Source organism: Paenibacillus barengoltzii NBRC 101215, from assembly GCF_004000745.1.
Taxonomy (GTDB): domain Bacteria; phylum Bacillota; class Bacilli; order Paenibacillales; family Paenibacillaceae; genus Fontibacillus; species Fontibacillus barengoltzii.
On sequence record NZ_BILV01000036.1, the window covers coordinates 26,255 to 47,839 of the forward strand.

Consider the following 21,585-nt stretch of genomic DNA (forward strand, 5'->3'; position numbering starts at 1 on the left):
TAGAGAGGCTTAGCCGTGAAGCTGTCACCTCTCTTAACCGCATCAATGTGTTAGATTTCCTCGTCGCTCCAGAACACATCCCGCCGTTTCGGCCGGGCAAGCAGCTTGATTCCCCCGCCGATCAGCAAGACGGCGACGATCGTCGGACGGAGGTATTTTTCAATTCGATAGTAGATATGAAGCTCGGGGAAATTAGCATCTAGTACTGGAATGATCAGTTCCATCCCCACGAAATAAATTCCTAGCAGAATCAACGCAATGCCCAGCCAATGCTGGTATTCACCGCGGGTTTCCAGCAGCGGTTGATCCTCCATAGGTAAAATTCCGTAGCGGCTCGTCTGCTGCAGGCCGTCGAAGAAACAATAAAACCAGATGATCGGGAGGATGAACAAAAACACCGATAACCGAAACACATCAATGATATAGAAGCTGCCCAGGAACAGGACCATCATTTGCAGGCCGCGTTTCTGCAACCCGAGGTACATTTGACCTGCCCCGGGAAATGCGGATAACAATGTCGCCAGCACTTTGCTGCGCCGACCTTCTATTCTTCCGGCTTCCCAGTCGTCAAAGGGGGTTCGGTCAACCAACGGCTCGCCCGCTAATTTCCGGTGCACGAGCTGCACCGCATCGAACATGCTGTACAGCCAAATGATCGGCAGCAGACCAAGGAACAGCAGAAACACGGAATCATGTGTAAGGCCAGATACAAAAAACATCATCGTGATCAAGCCAAAAAAGGCGATCAAAAACGAAAGCCCGCGCTGCATAAGTCCAAGTTGAAAATGACCCAGACCGGGTACAAACGACAGCAAGATGGTAAAGAATTTCTCCGACTCTCTTCCTTCGCCGGTCATCTGACGAACATGCTCCCGGTAAGCCCGTTCCTCCGGCGATTCGCGAAGCATCGTGATCAACAGGTCAAACATCGAGATCAACCAGAGAATAATGGACGCGACCAAGGTGAACATGGCCATCTCCCCGCTGTCCGCAGCCATTGCTACAACCAATCCAAACAAAATTCCGCCAAAAAACAGGATCGGATAGGTGATCCCTCTTCCTTTTTTGCCCCAATAGAGATGTCCCAGACCAGGGATAAAATTTAACAGTAAAGCTAACAGTCGATTTCGCTCATACGGCATATGCTTTCTTCCTTTCCTCTATCATCGCTTCATACCATTCCTATAGAAAATGAATTTGTTATCGTTGCCAGCTGTCAAGCCAGCTGGTTGTTGCCTTCATCATCCGCTCGCTCAGAGAGGATGAGTTCGGACGTTGGATCAGTTGATTGCTTTTTAACGCGATATGATCAAAAACACCGCTTCCCAGCAGCAATGCGGTCAAAGTTGCCGCGATTACATAGTGCAGCAGCGGATGACGACTCCAGGCTCTGCGGCTGCCGGTTCGCGCCTTCGTCTCCCTAGCACGCGGAAGCTTCTCTATGATCGATTGCCGATAGGCTGCCTCATCTATCGGTCCCGGAAGCTCGCGTTCCACGGAGGATAGTACAGCCGCATAACCAGCAAAGGCCGCCTCATCCCCTTGCAGTAAGGCTTCCAAGCGTGACTCCGTGTTCGCATCCAGTTCGCCGCTAATATAACTGCGCCATAGCGCTAAATCCTCTGGCTTATGTTGGCTCATCCCCATTCCTCCCTTGACCAGTGCTCACGAATATAAGCCCTCGCCCGGTATAGCTTCGATTCTATTGTTTTCACCGCTACACCTAACTCTGCGGCGATTTGATCATGACTTTTGCCTTCCAGATAAAATTTCGTAACGATCTGACGATGCCCCGCCGGAAGCGCGGCAATTCTTCGACGGACCTCCACAGTCCGCTCAGCATGGAGTAAACCAAACAGATTACCTTCATCCGAATCCGTTGCGTGCAGGTCCAGATCCGCCGGGTCCCAATGCTCTTCCTTGCGCCGGTCCCGCTTCCGCTTGATGTCAATCGACTTGTTAACGGCGATCCGGGTCAACCAGGTTTTAAGACCTTGTGAGCGATACTCCGGGAGAGATTTATAGATTTGCAGGAAGGTTTCCTGGGCAGCATCCTCCGCTTCCTTGGCATCATGCAGCACCGAGTAGGCTACTCGATACACATAGGTCCCATATTCCTGGATCAACCAAGGAAAGACGCTGTGATCTCCCTTCTGAAATCTTAGAACAAACGATCTTTCATCAATAACTCTCCCCTCCTCCCATCATATTGACGACGGTTGTCCGCCCTGCCCCTGCATACTAATTGAAAAAACGTTTGAACCCGCAAAAGTGCTACAAAACTACCCAAAAAATTGTTTATGTCATAAATGTTTACATTAAATTCAACTATTTAAATATTTTAAAACTGACTTAAAAATCGTTCTACAAATCGTTATAGCTTGATAACTAAAGGTTTAAGCGCTTTATTCGCCATTTAACCTGTTTGTCAATATACATGACATCAAACTATAATTTCTCTCAAGTTAACAACCGTTGTGGCAGTTTTTATTACATAACGTTAACTTAATAACATCTTGGAGGTTGATGGAATGAAGAAGTGGACATCCCGAAGTTTAAAGACCTTATTAGTTACCGGCCTCGCCGTGACTGCACTGCTCCCCAATTTATATCTCGCGCCAGCTTCTGCAGCCGAAACGGTGACAGGTACCGTTACCGCGACCGAAGTTGTCAAGAAACTGCCGAAAGTGCAGGTCATCGCCACCGGCGGCACACTTGCCGGGCAATCCACGGATGAAACGAGCTTCCAAACCTATCGAGCCGGCTCGCTGCCAATTGCCGATCTCGTAGCCTCCCTCCCCAATAAAGACCAAATCGCCGATGTCTCTACATATCAATTCGGCAACTCTGGCTCCAGCGCCTATACGATTGAGCAATTATACGATCTTTCCTTGAAAGTTGACGAAGCCCTCAAAACCCAAGACGGGGTTGTGGTAACAACCGGTACGGATACGATGGAAGAAATCGCCTACTTCCTGGATTTGACCGTGCGCAGCCCCAAACCGGTCGTTGTTACAGGTTCCATGCGACCTTGGACGGTCATCGGGACGGATGCGCCAGCTAACCTTTATAACGCTATTAAGTTGGCGGCGAGCGGAAAGACGAAATATTTCGGCACCGTCGTCATGCTGAACGACGAGTTCCATGCCGCCCGTGAGGTTACGAAAACGAACTCCTATCGGACCGATACGTTCGTAACGCCGGAAATTGGAGCACTTGGTTATATCGACGAAAAAACGATCCGCGTTTACCGCGCACCGTTCCGTGCTCTAAAATCGGCTGCAGATTGGGCAACACCGTTTGATCTGAGCAAAATCAGCAAAAAGGACTTGGCGAAGGTCGAAATCGCCTACTCCTATCAAGATGCCGGTGCTGGTGCAATCAGCGGATTTGTCGCCAACGGAGCCAAAGGCATCGTTACGGCTGGCACCGGAGCAGGCGGGATCTCCAAGGCAATGACCGAAGAGCGTAAAGCCGCCATCGAGAAAGGCGTTGTGTTCGTCACAACGACCCGGACCGGATCAGGCAGCAACTATTCCAGCGGTGAAGGGATTATCGCCGGTGACAACCTGAACGCCGCCCATGCTCGCATTCTCTTGCTGCTCTGCTTGTCCTTCTCGAAGGACTTCGATACCGTGAAGAACTGGTTTACGACCGTCGGGTATGGCCAAATTGAGCTCCCGGCAAAGTAAGGAAATTGAATAACTCTACCTCCCCATTCAAATATTTGGCAGCGCGGTTCTTAACGAACGCGCTGCTTTTTTTACTTGGATTGACGAGCCCATGGGGAATCGGTAAGATTTGGAGGGAGGTGTTCATCTAGCATGACCTTACTGCTTACTTTGGGTGGAATTCTGATGTTTCTTGCGGTTGGGCTCGGCGCCTTCGGCGCGCACGCCCTCAAAGACCGCTTAACCGAAGATCGGCAAAAAACGTATCAAACGGGCATCCAATACCATATTGCCCACGGAATCGGACTCCTTCTGCTGGGTCTTACCTCAGCACAACTCGAGAGCGAATCGCTCATCGTCCTCGCCGGCTGGTTCCTGCTTGCCGGTATCATTCTATTCTCCGGCAGCCTGTATGCCTTGAGCTTGACCGGCATCCGCAAACTAGGCGCCATTACGCCGTTAGGCGGCGTCAGTTTCCTCGCGGGTTGGGTGATCTTTGTGATTGCGGTGATCCAAGGCTAAGTACGATCTTACACAAAAAAGAGTGCCTCTTCCATTGAGAGGCACTCTTTTTATTTTATTGACTTATCGCATCCCGCTGCGGAAGCGTTGCGTATAAGCTTTGACGTCCTCCGCTGTACGCACGCGGTTGCGGCTCCATTCCAGCAAGATCCGGTCAATGTACCGGAAATGGACCTTTCCGGCAAATACCGCTTCCTTCAGCGCCAATCGGATCAGCTCTTCTGGATAACGGTCTTGGTCCACCCAGCTGGAGATCGTCTCGCATTCCATCGGCGAAAGCGGACGGGCAAATTCTTTTTCAAAGATAACAAATAAGTTCCGTTCCGGCTCCTCACGAACTTCAGGAGCAGAATCTTCCGGTTTGCGGCCGAACGCGGCCGATGGCTGCGCAGCCAGCCACTCGCCCAGCCGCTTGTACATACCATGCAAATTATAATGCTCCGAATGGATGCCGGTTGCTTCATCAACCGTCTCGTCGATGCTGATCCAGCCTTCCTTCAATAAACCGCGAATGACCGGGGCAAGCGTTCCGGGTGCCATGTCCATCCGTGATTCCAGCTGCTCAATCGACGGGAAATCGTTACGCTCGATTTGCTGGAAAGCCAGTAACTGGATCAGCAACATCGCTTCTGTATCGCTTAAACGGAGCTTCCGGTAATGGGCAAGCAGCGGGTAAGGGATGTTCACCATCCCCGCCTCCATCCCGAGAGCCATGCCCTTCGCCCAAGCGTTGTTGCCTTCATTCATGGCCATAGATTAAGCTCACCTTTCAGTAGCCTTATGGATACAACCGGTACAGCATCCGCGGGAACGGAATCGTCTCGCGTACGTGATCCAGACCGCAAATCCAAGCAACAGTCCGTTCCAATCCGAGGCCGAAGCCGGAGTGAGGAACCGAGCCGTATTTTCGCAGATCCAGGTACCATTGGTACGTTTCCGGCGACAGGTTATGCTCCTTGAAGCGTTCCTCCATCAGTTCCGGATCGTCAATCCGTTGCGAACCGCCGATAATTTCCCCGTAGCCTTCCGGAGCAATCATATCGGCGCAGAGTACGACCTCTGGACGATTCGGATCCGGCTTCATATAGAACGCCTTGATTCCCGCTGGATAATGGGTGATAAACACCGGCTTGTCGTAACGTTCGGCAATCGCCGTTTCGTGCGGTGCTCCGAAGTCTTCGCCCCAAGGAATATCAAAACCTTGCGTATGCAGGTATTCAATCGCCTCATCATACGTGATCCGCGGGAACGGCGCTTGGATGCCTTCCAGCTTGGACACGTCGCGGCCTACAGCTTCCAGCTCGGCTCGGCAATTTTTCAATACCGATTGCACCACATGCGTGATGAAATTCTCTTGCACCTTCAAGCTTTCCTCATGATCGGTGAAAGCCATTTCCGGCTCGATCATCCAGAACTCGATCAAATGGCGGCGCGTCTTGGATTTCTCAGCACGGAACGTTGGTCCGAAGGAGTACACTTTCCCCAACGCCATCGCAGCAGCTTCCATATAAAGCTGGCCGCTTTGTGTCAGATAAGCGTCTTCCTCAAAATATTTCGTATGGAACAGGTTCGTCGTTCCTTCCGCCGAGGTTGGCGTCAGGATTGGCGGATCCACCAGTGTAAACCCGTTTTGATCGAAAAACTCTTGCACGGCGCGAATAATTTCAGCCCGAATGACCATAATCGCCCGCTGCTTCGAGGAACGAAGCCACAGGTGACGATGGTCCATCAAGAAATCAACCCCGTGTTCTTTGGGCGTAATCGGATAGTTTTCGGTCAATTGGATGATTTCGATGTCGGTAACCGTCATTTCATAACCGGACTTGCTTCGCGGCTCCTCGCGAATAACGCCCGTCACGTACATCGAGGATTCTTGGGTCAAGCTTTTGGCTTTGTTCCAGGTTTCCTCAGATACCTCGTTCTTCACTACAACTGCTTGGATGTAGCCGGTCCCGTCCCGAAGCTGTAAAAATTGAATTTTACCGCTGGAACGTTTGTTATTGAGCCAACTGCCGATGACGACCTGTTCCCCGACATGCTCATTCACTTGACGAATCACAGTTTTGACCGCCATGCTTATATCTCTCCTCTAACGAAAACGATATTTAAAAACCCACAGGTTTAAATTCGCCGTATTTTACTTCGATTCCTGCACGATCTGCAACGTATCGCGAGCAATCATCAGCTCTTCGTTGGTCGGGATCACCAAAACTTCGACCTTAGAGTTCGGAGTCGAGATCCGGCGCGGTTCCCCAGAACGAACTTTGTTCAGTTCCTTGTCCAGTTCGACGCCCAAGTAGCTGAGGTTTTCACAGGTTTTCTCACGGACGATCGCCGAGTTCTCGCCCACGCCAGCCGTAAAGACGATGACGTCAACCCCGTTCATGGCCGCAGCATATGCACCGATGTATTTACGCAGGCGATATTCATACATTTCAAAAGCGAGCGTTTCATTCGGTTTACCAGCTTCCCAACCATCGGTAATATCCCGCATGTCGCTGCTGCTTCCGGAAATCGCCAGCAGACCGCTGTGCTTGTTCAGCATCGAGTTCACTTCGCTGATGGACAGCTCTTCCTTATTCATGACAAAGGTAACGACCGTTGGATCCAAGTCACCGCTGCGCGTACCCATCATCAAGCCTTCCAAAGGCGTCAGACCCATGGAAGTATCCACCGATACTCCGCCTTTCACCGCAGTCAAGCTAGCCCCGTTACCGATGTGGCAAGTGATAATCTTCAGTTCTTCAATCGGACGGTTCAAAAATTCCGCAGCTACACGGCTGACATATTGGTGCGAGGTACCGTGTGCGCCATAACGGCGGATGCGATGCTTCTTATACAGCACCTTCGGAATCGGGTACAAATACACTTTCTCTTCCATTGTTTGATGGAAGGCTGTATCAAAAGCCACTACGTTAGGAACGCCTGGCATGTTCGCTTCAGCCGCATTAATCCCCATGATTGCCGGCGGGTTGTGAAGCGGCGCCAGATCAAACAAGCGGCGGATTTCAGCTTTCACTTCCGGCGTAACGAGGGCGGAGCCTTTAAATGTTTCGCCGCCATGCACGACGCGGTGACCTACCGCTTGAATCTCGTCAACCGAGGACAGAACGCCATGCTCTTTGTCGGTCAATTTCTCAAGCACTTTACGGATCGCCGTCGTATGCTCCAGAATTTCGCTGACTTCCGTCACTTCTTCTTTGCCCGTCGGTTTGTGAGTCAGGATCGAGGAATCCATGCCAATCCGTTCAACCAGACCTTTAGCCAATACGGTTTCATCGGTCATATCGTACAGCTGATATTTCAAAGAGGAGCTTCCTGCATTAATTACTAACACTTTCACAGCCGGTCACCGTCCTTATCGTATTTAAAGAATCCTTCGCCCGTTTTAACACCCAAATTGCCGGCGCGGACCATTTTCTTGAGCACGAAAGAAGGACGGTATTTCAACTCGCCAAATTCACGGAACATCCGTTCCAAAGCGGCCAGCACCGAATCCAGACCAAAGCGGTCGGCCATCTCCAGCGGTCCGTATTGGAATTGGTAACCCATGCGCATCGCTTCATCGATTTCTTCCGCAGAAGCAACGCCTTCACCCAATACATGCAACGCTTCATTGATCATAACGCAAATAATCCGGGATGTGACAAAGCCCGGAGATTCATATACCATGATGCCGCGTTTCTCAACGACTTCTTCAACAAACCGCTTCGTTTCTTCAAACGTCGTATCCGAAGTTTTCAGACCGCGAATGATTTCTACCAGGTTGATTTTAGCAACAGGATAAATAAAGTGCATGCCGATGACGCGCTCCGGATATTTCGTTCCGCCGGCAATCTCGGTCAAACTCAGCGTGGAGGTATTACTTGCTAAAATAATGTTGCTTGGACAAACTTGGTCCAGTTGCTTAAATACCTCTTTTTTTGCATCCAAATCTTCCGAAATGGTCTCGATCACCATATCGCAGGTACCGAGTTCGGCAAAGTGTGTAACTTTATGAATACGGGATAAGATCAGTTTCTTCTCCGCTTTTGTAATTGCCCATTTCTCAAGTTGTTTATCCAGACTCGTCTCGATCATGTTATAGGCATGATCCAATTTATCGGCTGTCTCCTCCACGAGCAACACGTCCAGTCCTTTAGCAGCCAGCATTTCACTGATGCCTTGACCCATTGTGCCGCCGCCGATGACACCAATTCGTTTGTAATTCATGGTCCTCTCGCTCCATCCTTTCATCATCTGTACATAATATGGTTTTCCAGATGTCGAAACATACATCTTTTAACACCCAACATATAATAATATCTTAGCACGAAGAAAAAGTAAAAAAAAATAACCGGCACCATGATTTATGCCGGTAAATGGACGCTGTCACGAAATTGACAACGAAATTGCTCGCCGGAAAGGCGTTCTTCTTTTAACAAAATTTCTAGGGATTTGTCAAATACTGCCGAATGCTGTTCCAATAACTGCTTCGTTCTGGCCGCAAGACCCTCCAAAATTCGAGTATTTTCGTTCATCAGCACCTCAGTTGTCACCATATCCATATTCACGATCCCCAGCTCAGTTAACCCCGACGTCATCATCGTATGCACGATTTTTAACGCCTGCTCGAAATCGTTACTTGATCCGGTGCTGCGACCGCCATAATAAATTTCTTCTGCGGCAGCCCCTGCCAAGGCGATCATGATTTGACCTTCCAGGTACGATTTCGTATACAAGTACTTCTCGTCCTGCGGATTGTGCCGGACATAACCCAGCGCTCTTCCGCGCGGACTTAGAGCAACCTGACTGACGCTACCCGGAGCAACAACCTCTGCAGCAATCGCATGGCCCAATTCGTGGATAGCAACGCGACGTTTCTCTTCCTCTGCTGCCTGACGATCGGTCTGCTCACCCATCAGCACTTTATCGATCGCGACTGACAGATGTTCCTGGGTGATTTGATCCACGCCATCCCGCATCGCATAGATTGCCGCTTCATTCATTACGCTTTCCAGCTGAGCGCCGGAGAAGCCGAACGATTCCTCGGCGATTTTGTCCAAGTCGACGTCCTCCCGCAGCGGTTTATTCGCGGCATGCAGTTCGAGGATATGGCGGCGTCCCTTCTTGTCCGGCAAATCCACTTGTATATGTCGGTCAAAACGGCCCGGCCGCAGCAGCGCACTGTCCAGCATCTCCTTGCGGTTGGTTGCAGCAATCAGCAAAATCCGCGGCGAGTCGGACGTATAAATGCCGTCCATTTCCGTAAGCAACTGGTTGAGCGTTTGATCGTATTCCCGCTGCTGTCCGCCTTCACGTTTACCGCCGATGACCTCGATTTCATCAATGAAAATAATCGCGTTTTCCTTGTTTTCCTTGGCCGCGCGGGTTCTCGCTTCTTTAAACAGATCACGAATCCGGCTAGCCCCCACGCCAACATACATTTCTACAAACTCACTGCCGGAAGCGGCCACAAACACCGCGTTTGTATAATGCGCCGCTGCTTTAGCAAGCAAAGTTTTGCCGGTTCCAGGAGGACCGGTCAGCAATATCCCTTTAATCGGCCGGATGCCAAACTTGCTGATTTCCTCATGGCGCACCATGAAATCCAGCGCTTCGCAAAGCTCCTGCTTGGCGCTCTCCTGACCGCCAATCTGCTCGAAGGTCAGCTTCGCGGGTCCGCGCTTCTTGCGTTTCCGTTCCTGGGCGGCTCCAATCGTAATGCCGCCGCGCATTTTGAGCATGGCAAATACCGCACCGAATAACACGATAGCTGTAACGAGTGGAATGATGTTCACGCCAATGACCGCCAAAAAGACAATGAGTACAAGTATAAAGCCAAGCGCAGCTTCAATGATCCATTTACGCATTTGGCCACACCCCCATCCGTTCCGGCGTACGCGGCAAAATAATAAATTTGCTGTATTGTCCGTCTGTTAAGGTGATGTACACGTTTTTCTCATCCATTTCCGCCGTAGCCTGCAGCTTGCTGTTCTCCTGCTCCATCTGTTTCAGCGCAGCCGTAATTTGGGTATATTGCTTATTTTCCATGGCCTGAGCGACAGTAAACATCGCATTTTCCCACAACTGGTCAAGCTCCGGCGAGGAATGATCCTCGATATTCAGCTTCAATGTACGGCTGCCGATTTGCTTCTCCCCGTTCTTTTCGATGTGCCGAACCAATTCACCCAAATCCGTCCCGGGCTTCAAATTCAGCTTCAGTTCCAGCTCATCCGCCTTCACATTCATATCGACATGATTAACCCCATCTACACTCTTCACAATATTCTCCAGCGGACGCTCAATCGCCCACTGCCGATATAAGAACCATCCACCAAATAAAACAAGGGCGGAAATAGCAATGCTTGCAGCAATTGGTCCAATACGCAGTTTCACGAGATGTCCCCCTTATCTATATAAATAATCTACTATATTGTATATATTCACGTATATCAAAACTACAAGTAACAGTATATCACATCGTATATATAAATTCGAAGGAATGTGTGAATATATTTAAAAATAAAGTCTAGTAGTTCTAACCCGAAATGCTACAATTTCTCAAGCCAAACATAAAAAACGGTTCCGCCATTCAGGCTCTTCGCCTAAACAACGAAACCGTTAGATATGATTCATTCGTAGACTCCCCGTCAACGATTCGGCAGGGTGAACACTTCCGGCAAAGCTTCGCCGGTCGTGAAACTGAAAAACCGGTAGTAATGGTGGTCCTTCTCCTTATAGAACAGCTGCCACACCAGTTGATTATTGTAAATGCCTGGAAGCAGCCGAACCACTCGGATCCCTGGCAATGATTGTTTGATGATCGCTCGCATTTGGTTCTCGGACTTACCATCAGCCAGCAGGCGTATCTCCGGATCATGTCCTTCCCGCAGCCAGACCATCATCTGACGACCGGAGGCATCTTCACCTTGTACGACCCAGATGACTTCATCCCATACCGACTTCCAAACTTTGTCGCCCCGGACGAGATCTGTCTCTTGCTTTGCCTGCTGAATGGCGGCTCTTTCGGCTTCCCACGTATCCTCATGAATGTATAGATAAAACCGGTGGAGACCCAGGAGCACGATCAACAGGATCACAAGGGACAGCAGGATCCATTTCGTTCGCTTCCTCAAGCTTCTCTTCCTTTCCCTTCCTATGCAAGCAGCCTCCTTCTGGAAACCGCGCGCCGCTCATTATCGTGCCAGCAGTCCCTCAAACGCCGCCTGCGCCTCGTAGCGGATACGTTCCTCATCCAGCGTCAAGCAAGCCCCGTGTTTGACAACCTGCTTGCCGTTCACCCAGACATGCTCCACGTCCTTGGCCCCAGCGGAGTAAACGGTATGGGAGATATAATCTGTTCTCGGCAGGAAATGGGCTTGCTCCGTGTTCAAGGCGATAATATCTGCCTTCATGCCTGCAGCCAGCTTGCCTGTATTTTGCAAGAAGACTGATTTTGCACCGTATTCCGTTCCCATCTTCAAGGCTTCCAGTGCCGGAACCGCCGTTGGATCGCCGGATACGCCTTTATGGATCAGCGCAGCCAAACGAATCTCCTCCAGCATATCCAGGTTATTGTTGCTCGCCGGACCGTCGGTCCCCAGCGATACCACTACGCCTTTCTTCAAGAGTTCAGGTACGCGGGCGACACCGCTAGCCAGCTTCAAGTTACTGCCCGGGTTATGCGAAATTGTAACTCCGTGGGCTGCCAAGATATCGATTTCCTCGTCGGTCAAATGCACCGCATGGGCAAGCAGGGTTGGGCGGGAGAACATCCCCAGCTTCAACAAATGCTCTACCGGACGGACGCCGTAATCGTTCACGTTCTGCTCTACCTCGGCGCGCGTCTCCGACATATGCGTATGCATTGGCAAATCGAGATCATGGGCAGCTTGCACAAATTTCTCGATGAAAGCCGGCGGGCAGGTGTACGGTGCATGCGGTGACATCATCGTGGTGATGCGTCCTTCTGCCTTGCCGTGCCAGTTCTGCGCAAACGCGATCGCTTCCTTGAGCTTCTGATCTTGCTCTTCCGGGGAGCACAAACCGATGGCCCCGCGCATCAGCACGGCGCGAATGCCTGATTCCTCCACGACTTTGGCCACTTCGTCCATATGATCGTACATATCCAGGAACGTCGTCGTGCCGCCCTTGAGCATTTCCAACACGGACAATGCCGTACCGGCATACACATCCGCTGCCGTAAATTTGGCTTCCATTGGCCACATTTTCTCCTGCAGCCAGGTTTGCAGCACCATGTCATCTCCGTAACCGCGCAGCAGCGACATCGCCGCATGGCCATGGGTATTGATCAGGCCCGGCAAGAATAACAACCCTTTGCCGTCCAAAGTCTCGGCGCCTTCCACGCCTTCCGGGCGCTCTTCCCCAATATAGCTGATCGTATCGCCCTCAACGAGCATATATCCGTGAACCACAGGACGATCCGCATCTAAAACGGCAAACGTCCCGTTCTTAATTAACCATTTCCGACTCATACGTTGCTTGTTTCCTTTCCGTTTTCCAAGTAGTAAGCCAAGCTCAGCAAATCTGTGGTGAAATCAGCCGCATGAATCCGAACTTCCGGCGGAACCTTCAGAATCGTTGGCGCGAAGTTCAGAATCGCACCGATTCCGGCGGCCACCAGCTCGTCCGCCACCCGTTGGGCTTCTGTATCCGGTACGGTGATGATGCCAATGCGGATATTTTTCGCCCGAACAGTTTCCGCCAGCTCTTCGATCGGCTGAATCGTAATGTTGTTGATCTGCTTACCAATTTTCGCCGGCGAAGCGTCGAACACCGCAACAATCTTCATATTATCCTTCAAATACGCATTATAATTCGAAAGGGCTTGGCCCAGATTCCCGGCGCCCACCAGCGCGACGTTAATCTGTTGGTCCAGATTTAAAATTTGTTGAATTTTCTCAATCAAATAAGCGACATCGTAGCCGATCCCCTTCCGGCCAAAATCGCCGAAATAAGCTAAATCCTTACGGATTTGCGCCGGATTAAGATCCAGCTTCTGTCCAAGCTCCTGGGAGGACACCGTTGGCACCTCACGGCGGCTGAGTTCATTTAAAAAACGCAGGTAAACCGGCAGTCTGCGGACGACAGCGTCCGAAATTTTATCTGACTTCATGCATTGTTCCCCCTATTCTCCATTACGATCTATGAAGCGGCTTAGGCTTCGGGATTTAACCATTCCGAGATACGCGGCACCATTTGAGTTAATGGCATATGCTCCATCTTCGGTCCTGGCAATGAGTATAAGAAATATTTTCCATAATATGATTCCAGGATCCGGGTATCATAAACGATCACGATGCCGCGATCCTGCGACGAACGGACAAGTCGTCCGAACCCTTGCTTAAAGCGAATGACCGCCTGCGGGACAGACAGCTTCATGAATGGATTCTTCTTCTCCCGCTGCAGACGTTCGCTCTTCGCTTCCACCAGCGGATGGTTTGGCGGCTGGAACGGCAAGCGTACAATTGCTAAACTGGTCAGCGCCTCGCCAGGGATATCCACCCCTTCCCAGAAGCTGCTTGTCCCGAGCAGCACCGATGCGCTGTTCCCTTGGAAGCGCCGGGTCAGCTTGGTGCGGCTGCCGCTGTCCATCCCTTGCCCGATCACCGTGATGCCTTCCGCTGCAAGCCGTTCTTTCAGCGGGTCATACACCTGCCTGAGCATCTTGTACGATGTAAACAGCACTAGCATGCGCCCCTGTGTCGCCACCGCGGCATCCGCCAGCGATTGTACCAGCGTGTTAATGAAATGATCATCCCCCACGCTGCCTTTCACACTTGGAAAATCGCGCGGAATCACCAGCAACGCCTGATCACGGTAATTAAACGGCGATGGCAGCATCGCGGTGATCAGCCGATCCTCTTCCGCTGCCTCCGTCAAGCCAAGCTGCTCAATCATATATTGGAACGATTTATCTACAGATAAAGTCGCAGACGTCATGACGACGCTCTTCTTCCGATCGAAGAAAAATTGCTTCAACTGAGCGCTGACGTCAATCGGCACCGCATACATTTGCAGCGACCGGCTGCGGAAGTTCCCGTTCGCTTCCATCCAATAGACGGTATCCTCGCTCTCTAGCTTCATGAAGAAGCGAAGCGCTTCCCGTTCTCCGGCTAAATCTTTAAACAACCCGCTAATATCGGTGATCAAGCTCTCCGCTGCATAATCGTCCTGCTCTTCTCGGATTTCGGACAGAAGGCGCTCCCCTTTCCGAAGCACGTCGCCGAGACCTACATAAATTTGATTCTCTAGCGCGGTCAACGTCTCCCAATCCTTGGGCTTGCGATTCGGCAGCAACCGGTACACGAACTGTCCAGGATCACCAGGGGCGGCGTCACTGCGGTCAGGCATTAAGCTGAACAGCAACTCGCTGAGCTTGTCCCAGCTCTCCTTCACATCCACCAGCGTAGGGAAGATTCCGTCGATGACCGAACACCAATCCGAGGATTTCTCTGCGGCTGACGCTTCGAGCGTGCTGCGGAGGTTGGCCAATTGCCCCGTCTTGCTGTCTTTATACAGCCGGGTCAGCGTATGCACAACCGTAAAATACTTCATATGAATCCCCAAATGCTTGCCGGCCACATCCTCTAAATGATGCGCTTCATCGATTACTAATCGCTCGTAGCCCGGCAGCAGCTGATGCCCCGCCTGGATGTCTGTAAACAGCTTGGAGTGGTTCGTAATCACCACGTCCGCGACACCGGCTTCGTGTTTTGCGCGATGATAGAAGCATTTGCGGAACCAAGGACAGGAGCGGCCCAAGCAGGATTCCGACTCACTGGCCACTGTCTCCCAAAAATCACCGCCGCGATTGCCGAGATTCAGCTCTTCGTCATCGCCGCTTTCTGTTTGGGTCAGCCATACGACCATTTGCGCGGCCGTCATCACCTCTTCTTTAGGTGTAGAGAAGTCTTTTCTATTTATTTTATGTTCAAATTTGCGCAAGCACAAATAATGCTGCCTACCTTTAAAAACGGCTGCACGAAACGGAAAAGGCACGACCTCCGTCAACAACGGCACATCGCGCTCTCTAAGCTGTTCCTGCAGGTTGATCGTGTGCGTGCTCACCATGACCTTCTCTTCATTCTTGACGCTGTGGTAAATGGCCGGCAGCAGATATCCCAAGGATTTGCCCGTCCCAGTTCCAGCCTCAACGAGCAGGTGCTTATCTTCCTCAAAAGCTCGCATGACCTCGTGTAGCATCATGTTCTGAGCTTCCCGTTCCTCGTACTGCGGCAATCGTTCCCGCAGCCGTTCTCGGACCTGCTCCATAAACTGCTCGAAGGTCACGTTCTCCAGCGGATTACGTTCCGTGCTGTCCCTTGGCGCTTCGATGTCGAGCCAATCTTCCACCTGCAAGGCGAATTGGCGGTAGTAGACATAGCCGTCTTCGCTTGGCAAAGCTTCCCGCTCTTTTTCCTGCACCATGGCATCAAAAAACCACCCGAGATCGCTGTCCTCACCGGCAAACAGATCTGCCAAACGCTGTAAAGTCAATAGCGGCAATCGGTCACATTCCTCCAAGCATTTGAGGAAAATCAGCGCTGTCGCCAATGCGTCACTGTCCGCCTGGTGCGGACGCTCATGCTCCACCTCAAACTCCGCCGCCACCATCCCTAGCTGGTAGGAAGTCAGTGAAGGGAACAGAATTTTCAGGAAATCCATCGTATCCAGAATCCGTCCTGTAAACGGCAAATACCCCGTCTTGTCCAAGGCGCTCTGCAGGTAGTTAAAATCAAACGCTACATTGTGCCCAACCAACACGACGTCGTTAAGTAGTGGAACCATCTCCACCATCACTTCGTCCAGCTCTGGCGCATCCTTCACATCCTCTTCGGTAATGCCCGTTAACCCCGTAATAAGCGGAGGAATCGGTACGCCCGGCTTAACGAAGGAACGATACACCTGAGAAATTGATCGATCCGGCTCTATAATGGCAAGTCCCACTTGAATGATTTCATCAGAGGACTGGTTACCCGTCGTTTCAAAATCAAGCACAGCATATTTCATTGCAATTAGATGTCCCTTCATTCCAGTCTCTTTACAGCATAACAGAAGATAGCCAATTTGAAAATTAATACAAACCATATCTGTAATAAAAATCACAAAATAAAACAAGCGATGCGCCGCCGTAAGCGGGGGTTCGCATCGCTTCCAAAACATGCCGTAATAAGTGCGTGAATTTCCAAGTCAATGAGCGATAAATCCTACAATAACGACGTCAACTCGGGACCGTAATGGAGTTTCCCTGTACTGTTCGCACAGGCCTCCAAATTGGCCAACGGCTCGGGTAAGGACGGATCATGGTGGTGAGCCAACTTGAAGTACTCTTTTGCCTTGTCAAATACGCCCTTGTGCGCCTCAATACACCCCAGCGCGTTGTAGATAATAGAACGCAGCCGCTTATTTGCAGCCTTTTCCAGCACGATCCAGAAATGCTTGGCGGCTTTGTCATATTGCTCGAGGTGCAGATGGCACATCCCCAGATAGGTCCGGGCTAACATGCTGTCCGTAAATTGCTTCACCACCTGCTCGAATTGGGCAGAAGCCTGGGGAAACATCAGCAGCTTGTAATATCCTTGACCTTTCACAAAGGCGGGGTCATCCAATTCAGGAAGATCGGGAATTTCTCTGGACTCCAGACTTCGGAACGCATGGCGTAAATATCCCATTTTCTCCTCAAAGCTCAACCATTCCTCGATAATGCCGTCACTCATATGCTGAAGCAGGTTCCACTTTTTCGCAAGTTCCTGCTTCTGGGCTTGGCCAGCCAAGGGGTATTTCCTCGTGATTTCGTCCAACATCTCATTCATTTCCGCAAACACATGCTGAAACATCATTCGCATCCCCCCTAACGAAAATGAAATCAGTCCGAGCCTTACGTACATTTTTTGTTTCGCGGGACGATTTCATTCCGGCAGGGAGGAATTACACTTTTTGATGGATGGATCTCTGGGGGTCATGTGGAATTGTATGTGGAATTGTATGTGAAAAATCAAGTACATTTCAGCGGTTGTTGCGGCTTACACCCCAATGTACTCGAAATTTCATGTACAATGCGGTGTTTTTGCCCTCTTGGGGCGGAATGTACTCGAAATTTCATGTACATTTAGGCGTTTCCCGGGCATTTCGCCTAATTCTATATGAAAAATCATGTATATTGGCGAGGGATTGCGAACTACAGTCAGATTATGTGCGAAAAATCAAGTACATTGCGGTGGTTGTTGTTGCTCACAGCCCAATGTACTCGAAAAATCATATACATTTCGGTGACATCAGTATAGTGTAACGCGGACACACCATATTTAAACACACCAAGGGCCCGGCAAAAATGCCGAGCCCTCCTTCTATGGCTCCTTCGTTACGCCGAAGGTGCCTTATTAAACAACCGATTTAGCGGATCATGGCGTGGAGTTCTTGATGCGCCTTTTCCACCGGCTTGTTGTTTTCGTCAACGAACACGACGGTTGGCTTGTGGCTGCGGACTTCTTCCGGTGACATTAGAGCATAAGAAATAATGATGACATTATCACCAGGTTGCACCAGTCGCGCTGCTGCACCATTCAAGCAAATCACGCCGCTGCCGCGAGGTCCAGGAATCACGTACGTTTCCAGGCGGGCGCCGTTATTGTTGTTGACGATTTGAACCTGCTCGTTCTCCAACAGATCGACAGCCTCCATCAGATCCTCATCTATAGTAATGCTGCCCACGTAGTTCAGGTTCGCTTCCGTCACGGTGGCACGGTGAATTTTCGATTTCATCATCGTTCTATACATTACGGGTTCACCCTTTTCGTTAAAATTACGTTGTCGATCAACCGCGTTGTTCCAAATTTGACGGCAACGGCGATCAACACCCCTTTTTGGCGGCCGGCTGCATCAACACGTTCATCCTCTGCCAAAGGCGACAATTCCGGAAAATCCGAAACTTCCACATAATCGATATTCGCCAGCGGTTCAGCGCTGATCTTCTCGCGGATTTCCTCCCGCAGCTCCCCTGCGGTAACAGGAGTTTGCCCCTCTGCCTTAGCCCTTGCATCCTCAAGACTGCGGGATAAAACAAGCGCTGCCTGCCGTTCTTCCGGACTCAAGTATACATTTCGGGAGCTAAGTGCCAATCCATCAGCTTCCCGCACGATTGGACAAGGAATCACTTCGATATCAAAGTTCAAATCCTCTACCATCCGCGTAATGACCGCCACCTGTTGGGCATCTTTTTGCCCGAAATAAGCACGGTCCGGCTGCACGATATGAAACAACTTGCCTACAACGGTAGTGACCCCGTCGAAATGGCCCGGCCGGGAAGCACCGCACAGCACGTCAGTCAAACCGTCGACCTTAATGTGAGTACGGGTTGGCTCAGGATACATTTCTTCTACAGTGGGCAAAAAGACGAAATCCACACCTTCACGCTCGGCTAAGGCCAGGTCTTTCTCCGGATCGCGGGGGTAGCGCTCAAAATCCTCGTTCGGCCCGAACTGGATCGGGTTCACGAAGATGCTCAGCACCACCAGATCGTTCTCCGCCCGTGCTTTGCGCAGCAAGCTGGCATGCCCCTCGTGCAAATATCCCATCGTTGGCACGAGCGCAACTTTGATTTGCTTTCCTTCTTTCGCTGCTGTGAACCGCGCATCCTTCAACTGTTCACGGAGCGGGACAATCTTCTCAAAGGTCTTCATGACCGGACTTCCACCTTTCCTTTACCATACAAAGTTCCCAGCGATTCCTGCACGCCTTGGTCCGCGCGGAAAACATGCTCTTCTGCCGGGAACGAGCGATTTTTGACATCCGTTACATATTCTAGAATCCCCTGGCGGATCTGTGCGCCGATATCGGCGTAGGTTTTGACAAACCGTTTATCCCGGTAATCTGCCGTATATTTCAACACGTCATGATACACGAGCACTTGGCCGTCACAACCGCGTCCCGCGCCAATGCCGATGGTCGGAATACTCAATTCGCGGGAGATGGCCGTTGCCACTTCCTCCGTGACCAACTCCAGCACAACCCCGAAGGCACCGGCGCATTCCAACGCCTTGGCATCCTCCATGAGCCGCTTGGCATCGGCCGCGTCTTTGCCCTGCACCCGGTAACCGCCAATCTGGTTCACGGATTGAGGCGTCAATCCGATGTGTCCCAGCACCGGTACCCCGGCTTGCACGATGGCTTGAACAGCAGGAGCGATCTCCGCGCCGCCTTCCATTTTGACGGCGTGGGCATGCCCCTCTTGCATTAAACGGCGAACGTTCCGCAACGTTTCGTCAATACTTCCGTGATATGTCATAAACGGCATATCCACCACGATGAAGGTGTGCTGCGCCCCGCGCGCAACGGAACGACTATGATATACCATATCGTCCAATGTGACCGGGATCGTCGAATCGTACCCCAGAACAACGTTGCCCAGCGAGTCACCGACCAGCAGCAAATCCGCCCCCGCTTCCTCAGCCAGTTGAGCCGACGGATAGTCGTAGGCGGTAATCATCGCGAGCGGAATGCCGTCTTGCTTCATTTTTTTCATTTTGACAATGTTTAAAGCTTGTTTCCCTGCCATGTGATCCATCTCCTTCGGTTTGGCTTTGTGCGAGTCCTCCAAAAACGCGCACAACAAAAAAACCTTTTAGTTTGGCACTAAAAAGGTCCGAAGTCCAAAGAAGAGTGAGTTATCATCCTCGTTCTTCTGTCTCGGTCCTCTTTCGGCTCAGAGCAGAATCCAACGCAACTTGATTTGTGGTCATTCAAAACGTCGGCCGACGGTTTGAACTTTCACCACATTCATACCTCCGACAAGCACCCGGAGTGCAGTTCAGGACGATGCCGATACCGCCTCCTGTGCTCAGTATAACAAATTACGTTAATTTTTTCATCCGCCAAGTTGTACTTCTCCAGAGAAAATCGTGAAATGTTGGCCATTCTGATCCATTAAGAGCAATGCGCCGCTCGAATCCAATCCGGTTGCCGTGCCTTGGAGTACCCCGTTTGGCGTATGCACGATGATCTCCCGCCCCAACGTGACAGACAGCGCCTCCCACAAGTGGCCGATGGGCGCAAACCCTTCCTGGATATATAGCGCATAAAGCTGCTCCAGCTCCTTGACTACTGCGCCGATCAAGCTTGTCCGATCAATCCGCTGCCCGCTTTCGATCAATAACGAGGTCGCGATGGCTTCCAGCTCCGGCGGAATGTCGGAGGCTGCCAGATTGACATCAATGCCAATCCCGGCGACGGCGTACCGGATCAGCTCATCCTCGGCCGCAGACTCCACGATAATGCCGCACAGCTTCCGGCCGCGGGCTAAAATATCGTTTGGCCATTTGATGCCGACATCCACACCCGTGACTTTCCGTATCGCGCGGCAAACCGCTACAGCGGTCAGCAAAGTCAACTGCGGTGCAATCGACAGCGGTTGGCGATCGGGACGCAGCAGCAGGCTCATCCATACGCCTTTGCCCGGCGGTGAATACCAGCGGCGCCCTTGGCGCCCGCGCCCTGCCGTCTGCTCTTCGGCAAGCACAAGCGTACCATGAGGCGCGCCTTCCTCCGCCAACCTGCGGACTTCTTCCTGCGTGGAGGGCGTGCTGTCCAGCAGCTTCAGCCGTTTGCCAAACATCTGCGCCCCCTGGAGGGCATGCAGCAAGCCGGCATGGCTTAGCTTGTCAGGCTGCCGAGTCAACCGGTACCCCCTGCGAGGAGCGGATTCAAATTCGTAACCTTCTTCACGCAGCTTGGCGATTTGCTTCCATACTGCCGTCCGGCTGATCGACAGCCGGCGGCTCAGCTCCTCGCCAGATATATATTGCCCCGGATGCTCCAGCAGCATGTCAAGCAATCGGTTTGCTTCCATCATTCTTCACCACCGTTTCCACATGTTTCAGGAGCGTTGCCCGGTCGTTGGGCAGCTCACCTGCGGCAACCGCGATCAACAGTTGCTTTAGCCGTTCGCTAAGCCAAGGGCCGCCTTTGCGGCCGGCCGCTTGCAGCACGTCGCCGCCGCTGATGGCGAGCTCCTTCAGCGTATGTACTTGCACCTCGCGGTGCCATGCCGCCGCCCGTGCCAATATCGCCTGGTCGGCCTGCCGCTTCGCATCGTCGCCTATGGCCGCTTGCACCACCGCCTGCTGGCGGTGCAGCCACCACGCGGCGGTCTCGCGGCCAAACGCGACCTGCAGGCCGATCCAGCCGCGCCGCTGCTCGCGCTCGCCTGGCGCCTCGGCCAGGATGGCTTCCCACGCTTCATCAAAGCGGACGATCCCAGCCGCCTCTTGGGCGGTCCGGTTCGGGAACGTCCAGCTTTTGAGCAGCGGGGAAGCCGCCTCGCCCGGGGCGCCCAGCGCCTGCAGCAGCAGCGACCAGCGTAGCGCCGGCGGCGCAGGCGCCAGCAGCGGCA

21 protein-coding genes are annotated in these 21,585 nt (G+C 51.8%); 2 read left to right on the forward strand and 19 right to left on the reverse strand.

Translation table 11 applies throughout. From position 1 onward, the window contains the following. Positions 1 to 50: 50 nt before the first annotated feature. From PBA01S_RS11705 to PBA01S_RS11715, 3 genes are read right to left on the reverse strand one after another with little or no spacing between them, the layout of a single operon-like run. Positions 51 to 1,142 carry a hypothetical protein gene (locus PBA01S_RS11705; RefSeq protein ID WP_028539150.1) on the reverse strand — a complete coding sequence of 364 codons (1,092 nt, stop codon included), beginning with the start codon at positions 1,140 to 1,142 and terminating at the stop codon, positions 51 to 53. A 58-nt stretch (positions 1,143 to 1,200) separates the two neighbouring features. Further along, positions 1,201 to 1,641, reverse strand: coding sequence for a hypothetical protein (locus tag PBA01S_RS11710; RefSeq protein WP_127576034.1), 441 nt, complete (start codon positions 1,639 to 1,641; stop codon positions 1,201 to 1,203). After that, positions 1,638 to 2,102: an RNA polymerase sigma factor gene (locus PBA01S_RS11715; RefSeq protein ID WP_232228340.1), complete on the reverse strand. Its 465-nt coding sequence runs from the start codon at positions 2,100 to 2,102 to the stop codon at positions 1,638 to 1,640. The genes PBA01S_RS11710 and PBA01S_RS11715 overlap by 4 nt, the downstream gene beginning before the upstream one ends. 429 nt (positions 2,103 to 2,531) lie before the next feature. Between PBA01S_RS11715 and PBA01S_RS11720 the strand changes: the two genes are divergently transcribed. After that, positions 2,532 to 3,692 (forward strand): asparaginase, encoded by a 1,161-nt coding sequence (locus PBA01S_RS11720; protein ID WP_028539152.1) that lies wholly within the window; start codon positions 2,532 to 2,534, stop codon positions 3,690 to 3,692. Positions 3,693 to 3,824: 132 nt separating this feature from the next. After that, entirely contained in the window at positions 3,825 to 4,193 is a 369-nt protein-coding gene (locus PBA01S_RS11725) for a DUF423 domain-containing protein (protein WP_028539153.1), read from the forward strand. Positions 4,194 to 4,256: 63 nt separating this feature from the next. Here the strand turns inward: PBA01S_RS11725 and PBA01S_RS11730 are convergent, their stop codons facing one another. The 16 genes from PBA01S_RS11730 to PBA01S_RS23330 all read right to left on the reverse strand — a co-directional run bounded on the left by PBA01S_RS11730 (position 4,257) and on the right by PBA01S_RS23330 (position 21,307). Next, positions 4,257 to 4,946 (reverse strand): DnaD domain-containing protein, encoded by a 690-nt coding sequence (locus PBA01S_RS11730; protein WP_127576035.1) that lies wholly within the window; start codon positions 4,944 to 4,946, stop codon positions 4,257 to 4,259. Positions 4,947 to 4,971: 25 nt separating this feature from the next. Continuing rightward, positions 4,972 to 6,267 (reverse strand): asparagine--tRNA ligase, encoded by a 1,296-nt coding sequence (gene asnS / locus PBA01S_RS11735; protein WP_016311850.1) that lies wholly within the window; start codon positions 6,265 to 6,267, stop codon positions 4,972 to 4,974. A 63-nt stretch (positions 6,268 to 6,330) separates the two neighbouring features. Beyond that, entirely contained in the window at positions 6,331 to 7,536 is a 1,206-nt protein-coding gene (locus PBA01S_RS11740) for an acetate/propionate family kinase (RefSeq protein ID WP_028539154.1), read from the reverse strand. Continuing rightward, positions 7,533 to 8,405: a 3-hydroxyacyl-CoA dehydrogenase family protein gene (locus tag PBA01S_RS11745; protein WP_016311848.1), complete on the reverse strand. Its 873-nt coding sequence runs from the start codon at positions 8,403 to 8,405 to the stop codon at positions 7,533 to 7,535. The genes PBA01S_RS11740 and PBA01S_RS11745 overlap by 4 nt, the downstream gene beginning before the upstream one ends. Positions 8,406 to 8,542: 137 nt before the next feature. Continuing rightward, a complete protein-coding gene (locus PBA01S_RS11750; protein WP_127576036.1) occupies positions 8,543 to 10,045 on the reverse strand; it encodes an AAA family ATPase in 1,503 nt (500 codons plus the stop codon). Then, on the reverse strand, positions 10,038 to 10,571 hold the full coding sequence (locus tag PBA01S_RS11755) for a hypothetical protein (protein WP_016311846.1): 534 nt from the start codon (positions 10,569 to 10,571) through the stop codon (positions 10,038 to 10,040). The genes PBA01S_RS11750 and PBA01S_RS11755 overlap by 8 nt, the downstream gene beginning before the upstream one ends. 254 nt (positions 10,572 to 10,825) lie before the next feature. Further along, complete coding sequence (locus PBA01S_RS11760) at positions 10,826 to 11,311, reverse strand: cell wall elongation regulator TseB-like domain-containing protein (RefSeq protein ID WP_127576037.1); 486 nt, start codon at positions 11,309 to 11,311, stop codon at positions 10,826 to 10,828. A gap of 60 nt (positions 11,312 to 11,371) precedes the next feature. Next, complete coding sequence (locus tag PBA01S_RS11765; protein WP_085169231.1) at positions 11,372 to 12,670, reverse strand: amidohydrolase; 1,299 nt, start codon at positions 12,668 to 12,670, stop codon at positions 11,372 to 11,374. Further along, a complete protein-coding gene (locus PBA01S_RS11770; protein WP_016311843.1) occupies positions 12,667 to 13,311 on the reverse strand; it encodes a redox-sensing transcriptional repressor Rex in 645 nt (214 codons plus the stop codon). Before PBA01S_RS11770 ends, PBA01S_RS11765 begins: the two co-directional genes overlap by 4 nt. Positions 13,312 to 13,352: 41 nt before the next feature. Further along, entirely contained in the window at positions 13,353 to 16,208 is a 2,856-nt protein-coding gene (gene dinG, locus PBA01S_RS11775) for an ATP-dependent DNA helicase DinG (protein ID WP_127576041.1), read from the reverse strand. Between the two features lie 197 nt (positions 16,209 to 16,405). Next, positions 16,406 to 17,038 carry a tetratricopeptide repeat protein gene (locus tag PBA01S_RS11780; RefSeq protein ID WP_307719247.1) on the reverse strand — a complete coding sequence of 211 codons (633 nt, stop codon included), beginning with the start codon at positions 17,036 to 17,038 and terminating at the stop codon, positions 16,406 to 16,408. A gap of 553 nt (positions 17,039 to 17,591) precedes the next feature. Beyond that, entirely contained in the window at positions 17,592 to 17,975 is a 384-nt protein-coding gene (gene panD, locus PBA01S_RS11785) for an aspartate 1-decarboxylase (RefSeq protein ID WP_127576038.1), read from the reverse strand. After that, positions 17,975 to 18,877: a pantoate--beta-alanine ligase gene (panC, locus tag PBA01S_RS11790; protein ID WP_085169233.1), complete on the reverse strand. Its 903-nt coding sequence runs from the start codon at positions 18,875 to 18,877 to the stop codon at positions 17,975 to 17,977. Before panC ends, panD begins: the two co-directional genes overlap by 1 nt. Then, a complete protein-coding gene (gene panB / locus PBA01S_RS11795; protein ID WP_127576039.1) occupies positions 18,874 to 19,752 on the reverse strand; it encodes a 3-methyl-2-oxobutanoate hydroxymethyltransferase in 879 nt (292 codons plus the stop codon). Before panB ends, panC begins: the two co-directional genes overlap by 4 nt. Positions 19,753 to 20,061: 309 nt before the next feature. Next, entirely contained in the window at positions 20,062 to 21,045 is a 984-nt protein-coding gene (locus tag PBA01S_RS11800; RefSeq protein WP_085169235.1) for a biotin--[acetyl-CoA-carboxylase] ligase, read from the reverse strand. After that, the gene (locus PBA01S_RS23330; RefSeq protein WP_371859527.1) at positions 21,020 to 21,307 is read right to left on the reverse strand and encodes an HD domain-containing protein; all 288 of its coding nucleotides are present in this window, start codon (positions 21,305 to 21,307) and stop codon (positions 21,020 to 21,022) included. The genes PBA01S_RS11800 and PBA01S_RS23330 overlap by 26 nt, the downstream gene beginning before the upstream one ends. Between the last annotated feature and the right edge of the window lie 278 nt (positions 21,308 to 21,585).